Origin of the sequence: Pseudomonas sp. PDM19, from assembly GCF_014852215.1 — a bacterium.
Lineage (GTDB): Bacteria > Pseudomonadota > Gammaproteobacteria > Pseudomonadales > Pseudomonadaceae > Pseudomonas.
Window position 1 is genome coordinate 243,118 of record NZ_JACVBG010000005.1, and the last position, 12,005, is coordinate 255,122.

The 12,005-nt window shown below is 66.0% G+C and carries 12 protein-coding genes; 7 read left to right on the forward strand and 5 right to left on the reverse strand.

All coding sequences use genetic code 11. The features are described 5' to 3' along the window. Window positions 1-13 precede the first annotated feature (13 nt). A complete protein-coding gene (locus IB273_RS27500) occupies window positions 14-430 on the forward strand; it encodes a GNAT family N-acetyltransferase (RefSeq protein WP_081519567.1) in 417 nt (138 codons plus the stop codon). A 96-nt stretch (window positions 431-526) separates the two neighbouring features. On the opposite strand, the gene IB273_RS27505 is transcribed toward IB273_RS27500, so the two are convergent. Next, window positions 527-1,180 carry a TetR/AcrR family transcriptional regulator gene (locus IB273_RS27505; protein WP_151189042.1) on the reverse strand — a complete coding sequence of 218 codons (654 nt, stop codon included), beginning with the start codon at window positions 1,178-1,180 and terminating at the stop codon, window positions 527-529. 245 nt (window positions 1,181-1,425) lie between these two features. Here IB273_RS27505 and IB273_RS27510 point away from each other — a divergent pair, with 245 nt between their 5' ends. From IB273_RS27510 to ggt, 6 genes are all read left to right on the forward strand, one after another. Beyond that, the gene (locus tag IB273_RS27510) at window positions 1,426-2,856 is read left to right on the forward strand and encodes a coniferyl aldehyde dehydrogenase (protein WP_192225494.1); all 1,431 of its coding nucleotides are present in this window, start codon (window positions 1,426-1,428) and stop codon (window positions 2,854-2,856) included. Window positions 2,857-2,904: 48 nt separating this feature from the next. Continuing rightward, window positions 2,905-3,450: a twin-arginine translocation pathway signal protein gene (locus IB273_RS27515; protein ID WP_192225495.1), complete on the forward strand. Its 546-nt coding sequence runs from the start codon at window positions 2,905-2,907 to the stop codon at window positions 3,448-3,450. Window positions 3,451-3,489: 39 nt separating this feature from the next. After that, a complete protein-coding gene (locus IB273_RS27520) occupies window positions 3,490-5,085 on the forward strand; it encodes a GMC family oxidoreductase (protein ID WP_192225496.1) in 1,596 nt (531 codons plus the stop codon). 315 nt (window positions 5,086-5,400) lie between these two features. Beyond that, complete coding sequence (coaD, locus tag IB273_RS27525) at window positions 5,401-5,880, forward strand: pantetheine-phosphate adenylyltransferase (RefSeq protein WP_024767001.1); 480 nt, start codon at window positions 5,401-5,403, stop codon at window positions 5,878-5,880. 132 nt (window positions 5,881-6,012) lie between these two features. Next, the gene (locus IB273_RS27530; RefSeq protein ID WP_017521427.1) at window positions 6,013-6,264 is read left to right on the forward strand and encodes a YfhL family 4Fe-4S dicluster ferredoxin; all 252 of its coding nucleotides are present in this window, start codon (window positions 6,013-6,015) and stop codon (window positions 6,262-6,264) included. Window positions 6,265-6,387: 123 nt separating this feature from the next. Then, complete coding sequence (ggt, locus tag IB273_RS27535; protein WP_192225497.1) at window positions 6,388-8,091, forward strand: gamma-glutamyltransferase; 1,704 nt, start codon at window positions 6,388-6,390, stop codon at window positions 8,089-8,091. Here ggt and IB273_RS27540 read toward each other — a convergent pair whose 3' ends face one another. The 4 genes from IB273_RS27540 to mutM form a co-directional block, all read right to left on the reverse strand. Beyond that, on the reverse strand, window positions 8,092-9,939 hold the full coding sequence (locus IB273_RS27540) for a Na/Pi cotransporter family protein (RefSeq protein WP_192225498.1): 1,848 nt from the start codon (window positions 9,937-9,939) through the stop codon (window positions 8,092-8,094). It lies immediately after the preceding gene. A 73-nt stretch (window positions 9,940-10,012) separates the two neighbouring features. Then, entirely contained in the window at window positions 10,013-10,351 is a 339-nt protein-coding gene (locus IB273_RS27545) for a multidrug transporter (protein WP_151189037.1), read from the reverse strand. 83 nt (window positions 10,352-10,434) lie between these two features. Beyond that, window positions 10,435-11,013, reverse strand: a complete 579-nt coding sequence (locus IB273_RS27550; protein WP_192210416.1) for a lysophospholipid acyltransferase family protein — start codon at window positions 11,011-11,013, stop codon at window positions 10,435-10,437. A gap of 96 nt (window positions 11,014-11,109) precedes the next feature. Then, window positions 11,110-11,922 (reverse strand): bifunctional DNA-formamidopyrimidine glycosylase/DNA-(apurinic or apyrimidinic site) lyase, encoded by an 813-nt coding sequence (gene mutM / locus IB273_RS27555; RefSeq protein WP_081519558.1) that lies wholly within the window; start codon window positions 11,920-11,922, stop codon window positions 11,110-11,112. Window positions 11,923-12,005 lie beyond the last annotated feature (83 nt).

Consider the following 12,005-nt stretch of genomic DNA (forward strand, 5'->3'; position numbering starts at 1 on the left):
AAGGAGCGCCGCCATGCACGACACGCCGCTGACGATTCTGCACAACGAACCGCTGAGCGATGCTCAGTGCGTCGGCATCGCCACGCTGTACCGCGCGGTGGGCTGGGGCTCGCCCGGCACCACGGCGGAACTGCGCGATCTCTACGAGTTTTCCAGCTACTTCCTGCTGGCCATGGACGGTGATCAGGTACTCGGCCTGCTGCGCGCGGAAAGCGAAACGGCGCAGACTACCTGGCTGGCGGAAATCGCCGTGCTGCCGGGCTTCCAGTCCCGCGGGATCGGCCTTGCGCTGATGGCGCGCTTCCTCGCCGACCACCCGAACCGCACGCTCTACACCGATGCCACCGAGGGCGTGGAGGAGTTCTTCCTGCGCCATGGCATCGCCCTGCGCCGGCCACGGGTGCCGGGGCCCCGCCAGGTGGATGCCTGACCGAGCAGCCGGCGGATAACGCTGGCGCGTTATGCGCCCTACGTAACGGTTGAGCGTAAGGCGGATAACCGTTCACGGTTATCCGCCGTCTGAAGATCAGTCTTCCAGCGGCACGTACAAGCGGTCGAACACCGCCGCCACGGCTTCGCGGAACGCCGGGGCGATGTGTCCGCTTTCCAGCGCCAGCACCTGATAGATGCCCCGGCGCATCAGAACCTCGCTGAGGTCATTGGCCACTTCACGGGTGGTGCACAGGTAACGCACCCAGGAGGTGAGGATGATCCAGGCGTTGAGGGTCAGGGCCTCGAGCTGGGGTTCGTCCATCTGCAGGATGCCGGCGTCGACGAAGCCCCGGTAGATCGCCTTGGCGTTGTCCATCGCGCGGCGGGCGAAGGCGCGGTAGCCGGCGGCCAGTTCCGGATCGGAATCCAGCAGGTGTTCCAGGTCGCGGTGCAGGAAGCGGTAGTGCCACATCGCGGCGAGCAGCGCTTCCAGATAGAAGGTCTTGTCCTCCACCGTCAGCGCGCGCCCCTCGGGCAGGTGCAGGAACTGGTCGACGTGGCTTTCGTACTCGGCGAACAGCTGGGCGATGATCACCTGCTTGTTGCGGTAGTGGTAGTACAGGTTGCCCGGCGAGATACCCAGGTGCGCGGCGATGTGATTGGTGGTGACGCTGCGCTCGCCCTGGGCATTGAACAGCTCAAGGCTGGCCTGGGCGATGCGGTCACGGGTGTTGATGCGTGGTGCCATTGCCAAAACTCGTCGAAGCGGATTGCGCGGACGCAAAGGTACACCGATTGCTACCACCTGACACAACTGTCGGGCTTGCCCAACTTTTCGTTGGCTGGGCCCGGCGGCGCGGAACCGGCATGCTGATTGACACTCTAGAGCAATTGCTCTAAAAAACCAGCGACAGCATAAAAACGCGAGGCATCCGGGATTCCTGTGCGAATCATCCGAGAGCCTCCCCACCACGCTTGCGCCAGGAGCCCGTCATGGTTGCCGATATCGCCTACCTGCAGCAGACCCAGCAGCAGATCAGTCAGCTGGAAACCCTTCTCGAACGCCAGCGCCAGGCGTACCGCGCCAACCCGATGCCCGACGCCGGCCAGCGCATCCAGTGGCTGAAAAGCCTCGCCAACCTGCTGGTGACCGAGCAGAAGGCGATCATCGATGCGATCAGCAGTGACTTCAGCAACCGCTCCGCCGACGAGACCCTGCTCGCCGAAGTGATGCCCAGCCTGCACGGCGTGCACTACGCGACCAAGCGCGTGAAGAAGTGGATGAAACCGTCGCGCCGCAGCGTCGGCATGCAGTTCATGCCGGCCTCGGCCAAGGTCATCTACCAGCCGCTGGGTGTGGTCGGCGTGATCGTGCCATGGAACTACCCGCTGTTCCTCGCCATCGGCCCGCTGACCGGAGCGCTGGCCGCCGGCAACCGGGTGATGATCAAGATGAGCGAATCCACCCCGGAATCTGCCCGCGTGCTGAAAGAGCTGCTGGGCAAGGTATTCCCCGAAGACCTGGTCGCCGTGGTGCAAGGTGAAGTGGATGTGGGCGTGGCCTTCTCCAAGCTGCCTTTCGACCACCTGCTGTTCACCGGCGCCACCAGCGTTGGCAAGCACGTGATGCGCGCCGCGGCCGAGAACCTCACCCCGGTCACCCTGGAGCTGGGCGGCAAGTCGCCGGCCATCGTTTCCACCAGCGTGCCGATGAAGGACGCCGCCGAGCGCATCGCCTTCGGCAAGTCGCTCAACGCCGGCCAGACCTGCGTGGCGCCGGACTATGTGCTGGTGCCGCAGAACCGCGTCGAAGAGTTCGTCGAGAGCTACCGCCAGGTGGTCCAGGGCTTCTTCCCGAAACTGGAGAACAACCCCGACTACACCGCGATCATCAACGAGCGCCAGCTGTCGCGCCTGAACAGCTACCTCGCCGACGCCCAGGCCCGCGGCGCCACCGTCGTGCCGCTGTTCCCGCAGGCCCAGGGCCGCCGCCTGCCCCAGGCGCTGGTGCTGAACGTGACCGACGAGATGAAGATCATGCAGGAAGAGATCTTCGGCCCGCTGCTGCCGGTGATCCCCTACCAGAACCTCGACCAGGCGCTCAGCTACATCAACGAGCGCGACCGCCCGCTGGCGCTGTACTACTTCGGCTATGACAAGCGCGAGCAGGACCACGTACTGGCCCAGACCCATTCGGGCGGCGTGTGCCTGAACGATACCCTGCTGCACGTTGCCCAGGACGACATGCCCTTCGGCGGCGTCGGCCCGTCCGGCATGGGCCACTACCACGGCCACGAAGGCTTCCTGACCTTCTCCAAGGCCAAGGGCGTGTTCAGCAAGCCGCGCTTCAACGCCGCGCGGGTGATCTACCCGCCCTACGGCAAGGCGCTGCAGAAGCTGGTCTACAAGCTGTTCATCCGCTGACCAGCCCTTTCCACCACAGGTGCCCTCTACACAGGTGACAGAACAAGAATGACAGACACCTCCCTGAGCGCGCCGGGACTCTCCCGGCGCGGCGTGCTCAAGATCGGCCTGCTGGGCGGGGCCTTCCTCGCCACGGCGGGCGTCACCGCCAGCCTGAGCGGCTGTTCGGCCAGCACCCCGGCCAACGGGTTCGCCGTGCTGCGCGATTCCGACATGCCCTTCCTGCGTGCGCTGATCCCGGTGATGCTGGCCGGCGCCGTGCCCGCCGAGCGCATGGCCGAGGCCGTCAAGGGCACCATCGAGAGCCTGGACAACAGCCTCAACCACCTCTCTCCGGAGATGCTCAAGCTCACCGTGCAGCTGTTCGACGTGCTCGCCCTGCCGGTCACCCGCGGGCCGCTCACCGGCATCTGGGGCAGCTGGGACAACGCCAGCGCGGACGACGTGAAGAACTTCCTGCAGCGCTGGCAGAACAGCTTCATCTCCCTGCTGAAGATGGGCCACAGCTCGCTGCTGCAACTGGTGATGATGGCCTGGTACGGCCGCACGGAATCCTGGGGCCACTGCGGCTATCCCGGACCGCCGAAGATCTGATGTCACCAGAACAACAAGAATTCGCCTGAGAGATTTCCGATGCCCGTACCCGATCTGTTCGCCGAGGGCCTGGCCCGCGGCTGGAAAGTCCACAACGGCTCGCGCCTGGACAAGGACCTGACCCTGGAAGCCGATGTCGTCATCGTCGGCACCGGCGCCGGTGGCGGCACCACTGCCGAAGCCCTGAGCGCCGCCGGCTACAAGGTGCTGCTGGTGGAAGAAGGTCCGCTCAAGACCAGCACCGATTTCAAGATGCAGGAGTCCGACGCCTACCCCAGCCTCTACCAGGAAGGCATCGGCCGCATGAGTAAGGATGGCGCCATCACCATCCTGCAGGGCCGCGCCGTGGGTGGCACCACCCTGGTCAACTGGACCTCCAGCTTCCGCACGCCGGAGCCGACCCTGGAACACTGGGCCAAGGAACATGGCGTGAAGGGCCACAGCGTCGCCGAGATGGCGCCCTGGTTCGAGAAGATGGAGCAGCGCCTGGGCGTCGCGCCCTGGATCATGCCGCCCAATGCCAACAACGACGTGATCCGCAACGGCTGCGAGAAGCTCGGCCTGCACTGGAAGGTCATCCCGCGCAACGTCCGTGGCTGCTGGAACATCGGTTACTGCGGGATGGGCTGCCCGACCAACGCCAAGCAGTCGATGCTGGTAACCACCATCCCGGCGACCCTGGAAAAGGGCGGCGAGTTGCTGTTCCTCGCCCGCGCCGACCGCCTGCTGCACGACGGCAACAAGGTCAGTGGCCTGGAATGCTCGGCCATGGACGAGCGCTGCGTCGCCCCCACCGGCCGCAAGATCACCATCAAGGCGCGTCACTACGTGCTCTCCGGCGGCGGCATCAATACCCCGGCGATCCTCCTGCGCTCCAAGGCGCCGGACCCGAATGGCCGCGTCGGCCAGCGCACCTTCCTGCACACGGTGAACTTCAGCGCCGCCCTGTTCGACGAGGTCATCAACCCCTTCTACGGCGCGCCGCAGTCGATCTATTCCGATCACTTCCAGTGGGACGATGGCGCTACCGGGCGCATGTCCTACAAGCTCGAAGTCCCGCCACTGCAACCGGCGCTCAGCGCCACCCTGCTCGGCCGCTTCGGCGAGGACAACGCGCTGCGCATGGAGCAGCTGCCGCACACCAACGTGATCCTGGCGCTGATGCGCGACGGCTTCCATCCGGACAGCGCGGTGGGCTCGGTCAGCCTGCGCGGCGACGACACCCCGGTGCTCGACTACCAGATGACCGACTACACCTGGGACGGCATCCGCCGCGCCTTCCACACCATGGCCGACATCCAGTTCGCCGCCGGCGCCAAGGCTGTGCTGCCGCTGCATGCCGATGCCGACTATGTGAAGAGCGCCAAGGAAGCCCACGCGCTGATCGACGGCCTGAGCCTGGAGCTCTACCGCACCCGTCTGGGCAGCGCCCACGTGATGGGCGGTTGCGCCATGGGCGAGGATTCGAAGCAGTCGGTGTGCGACAGCCTCGGCCGCCACCATCAGCTGGAGAACCTGTCGATCCACGACGGCTCGCTGTTCCCCACCAGCATCGGCGCCAACCCGCAGCTCTCGGTCTACGGCCTCACCGCACAACTCGCGGACGCCCTGGCCAAGCGCCTGGGCAAGGCCTGACGCGCAACCCGAGCGCCCATGCCGACACCTGCGCTTCCGGAGGGCGCATTACGCGCCAGCGTCATCCGCCGCAGGTTGGCCGGCGGATAACCCGTTCCGGGTTATCCGCCCTACGAAACAGAGCAGCATCAGGCAAGACAGCACGCGCAGGCTCTGGCACGGGGCCTGCGCGTGACTCACCGGTCTCTCGCCGGTTATCTCAGGTAGTCCGTTCACAGAAGCACTACCAAGGTCGCTTGGCCCCACGGACATGCTGCGTTACCATCCGCCCGCTATTGCACCAGCCTGCCAACAAGAGCCGACCAGGACGCCGCGATGAATCGAGTGTTGTACCCGGGTACCTTCGACCCCATCACCAAAGGCCATGCCGATCTGGTCGAACGCGCCTCGCGACTGTTCGACCAGGTGATCATTGCCGTCGCCGCCAGCCCCAAGAAGAATCCCCTGTTCCCGCTGGAACAGCGCGTAGAGCTGGCCCGCCAGGTCACCTCGCACTTGCCCAACGTGGAAGTCGTCGGTTTCTCGACGCTGCTCGCCCATTTCGCCAAGGAACAGAACGCCAACATCCTGCTGCGCGGCCTGCGCGCGGTGTCGGACTTCGAGTACGAGTTCCAGCTGGCCAACATGAACCGCCAACTCGCACCCGACCTGGAAAGCATGTTCCTCACGCCGTCGGAGAAGTACTCCTTCATCTCCTCCACCCTGGTGCGCGAGATCGCGGCACTGGGCGGCGACATCACCAAGTTCGTGCATCCCGCGGTGGCCAGCGCCCTGGCCGAGCGCTTCAAGCGCTGACCGCGCAACCGCCAAGGACGGCGGTTTCCGTCTGCTGACTCCCCTTCGCGTGCACTAAACGCGCCGATACGGCACAATTTCACTATTGTTGCTACCGATCGCCATGGCTGCCGTCATGGTTGGAGTTGTTCGATGTCCCTGAAAATCACTGACGATTGCATCAACTGCGACGTCTGCGAACCCGAGTGCCCCAATGCCGCGATCTCCCAGGGCGAGGAGATCTACGTCATCGACCCGAACCTGTGCACCGAGTGCGTCGGCCACTATGACGAACCGCAGTGCCAGCAGGTCTGCCCGGTCGACTGCATCCCCCTCGACGAAAGCAACGTCGAGAGCAAGGATCAGCTGATGGAAAAGTACAAGAAGCTCACCGGCAAAGCCTGACTTCGCGCGTTTCGACACTTTTTCATTGAGTTCTCACAAACCCGGGGCGTTGTGGATTGTCTATCCTCCACCTTCGCCCCGTTTGGTTTTCCAGCCGGCCCTGCCGGCGGTTCGTGAGATGCCATGTCCCTGTTGAACTCCCGCTCCCGCGCCTCCCTGCTTGGCTTATGCAGCCTCCTGCTGCTGAGCTTCGCCCTGCACGCCGCGGAACATCCCGCCCAGGCCAGCGTCGCCAGCGCACACCCATCGGCCACCGTGGCCGGCCTGGAGACCCTCGCCGACGGCGGTAACGCCTTCGACGCCGCCGTGGCCATCGCCGCCGCGCTGGCGGTGGTCGAACCCTACGGCTCGGGTCTGGGCGGCGGCGGTTTCTTCCTGCTGCGCAAGGCCGGCAGTCCGCCGACCTACCACTTCATCGATGCCCGCGAGCGCGCCCCGCTGGCCGCCCACGCGCGGATGTACGAGCGCAACGGCAAGGTCGACCCGCAACTGTCGCTCAACGGCCCGCTGGCCGCCGGCATCCCCGGCCTGCCCGCCGCCCTGGCGGACATCAGCAGCCGCTACGGCCGCAAGACCCTGGCGAACAACCTCGTGCCGGCGATCCGCCTGGCCACCGATGGCGTGTCCATCGACCGCGTCTACATCGACCGTGCCTCCTGGCGGCTCGACGCGATGCGCAAGGACCGCGAAACCGCGCGCATCTTCCTCGACCAGGGCAACCTGCCCGAGGAATACAGCCTGATGCGCCAGCCGCAGCTGGCCAATACCCTGGAGAAGCTGGCGCGCTACGGCCGCATCGGTTTCTACGAAGGCGAAACCGCCGAGAAACTGGTCGAAGGTGTGCGCGCCGCCGGCGGTGTGTGGAGCCTGGAAGACCTTGCCAGCTACCGTACCGTCGAACGCCAGGCGCTGCACTACCCGCTGGCCGACGGCCGCGAACTGATCAGCGCCCCACCGCCCTCCGCCGGCGGCGTCGCCCTGGCGCAAAGCCTGGGCATGCTGCAGCAATTGCCGTGGCAGAAGGCCGAACCGGTGCAGCGCGTGCATTACGTGGTGGAAGCCCTGCGCCGCGCCTACCGTGACCGCGGCCTGCTGGGCGACCCGGACCGCGTCGCCAACCCGGTCAACCAACTGCTCGCGCCGGACTACCTGAAGCGCCTGGCCGCCGGTATCGACCCGCAGCGCGCCACGCCCAGCTCCTCCCTGCCGCCAGCACCCGCCTGGCGCGAAGGCGACCACACCACCCACTTCGTGGTGATGGATGCCGACGGCAATGCCGTGGCCGCCACGCTCTCGGTCAACCTGCCGTTCGGCGCAGCCTTCACCGTGCCGGGTACCGGCGTGTTGCTCAATGACGAGATGGACGACTTCGCCACCGACGTCAGCGGCGCCAATGCCTACCAGTTGGCTGGCAGCCAGGCCAACGCGGTGGCCGCCGGCAAGCGCCCACTGTCGAGCATGAGCCCGAGCTTCATCGAAAGTCCCACCGAGCTGGCCGCCTTCGGCACGCCCGGCGGCAGCCGGATTCCCAGCATGGTGCTGCTGGCGATGCTGGACTACCTGGACGGCAAACCGGTGCAGCGCTGGGTGTCCTCGCCGCGCTACCACCACCAGTTCCTGCCCGACGTGATCGAGCATGAACCGCGCGCCTTCACCGCCGCCGAAATGACCGACCTGCAACGCCGTGGCTACACCCTCAAGGATGTCGGCCGCGCCTACGGCAACCAGCAGGTGCTGCTGTGGAACAAGAAGTCCGGCGAAGTGCAGTCCGCCAGCGACCCGCGCGGCATTGGTCTTGCGACCGAGCTGGCGGCGCCGCTGCGCTGATCAGGGCAGGATAAGAGCCGGAGCGTCTTCTTCGCGGGCATCGAACAGGCCATGTTCGGTGCCCAGTTGCAGCACGTTGCGCAGGCTCTGGATGATCCGGCTGACGTAGCCCAGATCGTTCATCAGCGAGCTCATTTGCAGGCCGTCCAGCTCCTGTCGGCGCACCGCCGCGAACAGGCGCTGGCGGAACGCCGCGTCGAACTCCGCAGCGCTCTCGTCAAGCAATTGCAGGCGCGCTACCAGAGCCTCTTCCGGCAGGTCGCCACCGAGCAGCGATCCCAACGCACGCACTTCCCGCAACATGCCGATCAGATGCCGGCGCAGTTCGACGTAGGTATCGCGCAGCGCCGAAGGCTCGCCGTGCAGTGCCTGGCCGAGGTTCTTCTGCAGGTGCTTGGCGTCCTTCACCGCGTCCACCAGCTGCAGCGCCACCACCTGGCAGGACAGCCAGAAGCGCTGGTGCTCCTCGTCCAGCGGCACTTCCAGGCGGCTCATGAAGCTCAGCAGGTCGCCATACACACCCTTGATATGGCGCTGGTAAAGCACCTCCGCGGCCAGCGCATGGCGATCCGGCGCAGCCTGCAGCTGGCTTTCATTAACCCGCGGCTGGTTGAGCATCTCCACCGGCAGGTACAGCGCGTGGCAGATCACCTCGATGCTCAGGCGCCCCAGGTGGCGCAACTCCTGCAGCACCGCGCTGGCGGCTGCATCGGCGGAATCCAGCGCGCGCTCATTGAGGTAGCGCGCATGGGTGCGTTCGATGGTGGGCAGTGCCGGCGCCATGTCGGTGATCAGCACCGCCGGCTCCTCGACCTCCGGCAGCCAGCGCACCAGCGCATTGGCCAATGCGCCCTGGATCGGCCAGAACAGCACCACGCCCATGCCGTTGAACAGGGTGTGGAACAGCGCCAGCTGGATCATCGGGTTGTCCGCCAGCCCCACCGGCGTCACCAGCCAGTGCACCAGCCAGGTCAGTGGCGCGAGCAGGAGGAACGCCAGCACCCCGGTCACCACGTTGAACAGCACGTGCGCCAGCGCCAATCGCTGCCCGCTGCGGTTGCCGCCCAGGGAGCCGACGAAGGCCGTGGTGACGCTGCTGCCAACGTTGGAGCCGATGGCGATCGCCAGGCTCTGGCCCAGCTCAAGCTGGCCACCGGCGAGGGCGGCAAGCGTCAGCATCAGGGTCGCGTGACTGGACTGCAGCACCACGGTGATGAGGATGCCGAAAGTGACGAACAGCAGCGCGCCGAGCATGCCCTCCGAGCGCAGTTCGCTCATGTCCATGGCGTCGCCGAAGCTGCCGAAGCCATCCTTGATCTGGTCGATGCCCAGGAAGATGAAGGCGATACCCAGCAGGATGCGCCCGGCGGCCTTGCTCTTGGCGCCGTTGAAGCCCATCAGCACGCCGAACACCAGCAAGGGCAGCGCCAGGGGACTCAGGCTGAGGTTCTGCCCGGCCAGCGCCAGCAACCAGATGCCGCTGGTGGCGCCGAGGTTGGCGCCAAAAAGAATGGCGATGCCACCGGCCAGCTGGATCAGCCCGGTGCTGATGAAGGCGATGGTGAGCAGGGAAACCAGGGTGGAGGATTGCAGCAGGAAGGTACCGAACAGCCCGAACAGCAGGCTCTTGCCGCGAGTCGCGGTGCTCTTCTCCAACCAGCGCTCAAGCTGGCTGCCGGCGAGGTCACGCAGGCCTTCTTCAAGGCACTGCATGCCGAACAGGAACAGCGCCAGGCCCGCCCCCAACTGCAGCAGACCAGCGCTGGACCAGAAGGTGTAGCCCAGGATGACGGCGACCAGCAGCAGAAGCAGCGGACGCAGGTGCTTCTTCAGGCCACTCAGCTTCATGGGCTACCTACGGGACTTACCCGGCAAGCCGGGCTGGCGAGGCGGACACGCCGCCCCGGAGCAGGACGACGGATCAGTCCTTCTTGTAGCCGCTGGTGGTGCAGCCCAGGCAGCGCACGAAGGCGGCCTTGCCCGGATCGACGACCAGCGCCTTGCCCGCTTCGCCGATGTTGCCGCCGGCCGCGCTGAACGGCAGGGTCACCACGAAGGCCGCAGCGCCCACTACGGTCGCGCCGATCAGCAGCGGACGCGCGATCAGCAGGTCGCCAATCATGGAGTAGAACGGCGGGGCGGAGACGACGTAGGTCGGGTCGCCGCTGACATTGCTCACTTCTTCCTGAGCAACGGCCGGCAACACCGAGAATGCACAGACCAGGGCCATTGCAGTGGCGGCGGTGCGGAACACGTTCATGGAGGGAAGTCCTTTTTTGTGTAGTTGGGCAGGCAGACTGCCATAACTATAACAGCGCTCCGTGACTTGTCGCGTGACAGCCTTCAATCGCCGAAGAATGCGTATTCAGGCTTCTTCGGCACGAAAGGCCGGTAGAAGGCCAGCATGCGGCGCAGGTCGGCGGGTTCGTCGCCGGTGGGCCAGAACGGCTCGCCGATGACGATGCGCCGGCCGGGGTAATCCAGCGCCGCCAGCACGATGGGCACGCCCGCGCCACGGGCGATGTGATAGAAGCCCATTTTCCAGCGCTCGACCTTCTTGCGCGTGCCCTCCGGGGAGAGGATCAGCATCATCTCGCGGTTGTCTGCGAAGGCCTGGATCGCCTGGTCCACGGTGTTCAGCTTGAGGTGGCGCTGGATCGGGATGCCGCCCCAGCGGCGCATCAGGCCGCCGAAGGGTGTGCGGAAGATAGTGTGCTTGCCGAACCAGCGGGCGTTCAGGCGCAGCACGAACTTGACCGCCAGGAACAGGATGAAGTCCCAGTTGGACGTGTGGTGTGCGCCGATCACCACGAACTTGTCGAGTTTGGGCAGCGCACCTTCGATACGCCAGCCGGCCAGGCGCAGCATGCTGTGGCCGAGTGCTTCGGCGAACGGGTTGCGGGGCAGATAGTTGCCGGACATGAATCACCTGAAGGCCCCTCGTCGGGGGCCTTTGTTGTTATGGCGGAGGGAGGATCGGGCAGATCGGGGCGGCAGCTTAACGGCCGCCCCAGGGCCTCAGCGTTGGCAGCGCGGACAGTAGACGCTGGCGCGCTGGCCGAGACGCACTTCGCGCAGGGTCGAACCGCAGACCTTGCACGGCTCGCCTCCGCGCCCGTAGGCGAAGAGCTCCTGCTGGAAGTAGCCGGGCTGGCCATCGCCGCCGACGAAATCGCGCAGCGTGGTGCCGCCGCGCTCGATGGCAATGGCGAGGATGCGCTTGATTTCCTGGGCGAGCTTCACGTAACGCGCTCGCGAAATGGTTCCGGCCTCGCGGCGTGGGTCGATGCCGGCGGCGAACAGCGCCTCGGTGGCGTAGATGTTGCCCACGCCGACCACCACCGCGTTGTCCATGATGAAGGGCTTCACCGCCATGCTGCGGTTGCGCGACAGCTGGAACAGGCGCTCCCCCTCGAAGGCATCGGTCAGCGGTTCCGGGCCCAGGTTGCGCAGCAGTTCGTGCTCCAGCGGCGTCAGGCTCCAGAGCAAAGCACCGAAGCGACGCGGGTCGGTGTAGCGCAGCGCCATGCCCGATTCCAGCTCGATGTCCACATGCTCGTGGCGCGCTGCCGGCGTGCCGCATTCCACCAGGCGCAGGTTGCCGGACATGCCCAGGTGGCTGATCAGCGTGCCCACCTCGGCATTGAGCAACAGGTACTTGGCGCGCCGCTCCACCTTCACGATGCGCTGTCCGGACAGGCGAACGTCCAGGTCCTCGGGGATCGGCCAGCGCAGGCGGCGCTCGCGGACGATCACGCGGCTGACGCGCTGGCCTTCGAGGTGGGGCGCGATGCCCCGGCGGGTGGTTTCGACTTCAGGTAATTCGGGCATGGATGACGATATCTGAGGGACTTTTACGTAGGAGCGAGCTTGCTCGCGAACCGCCCGGCAAGTAAATGCCGGGCGTACGCCTA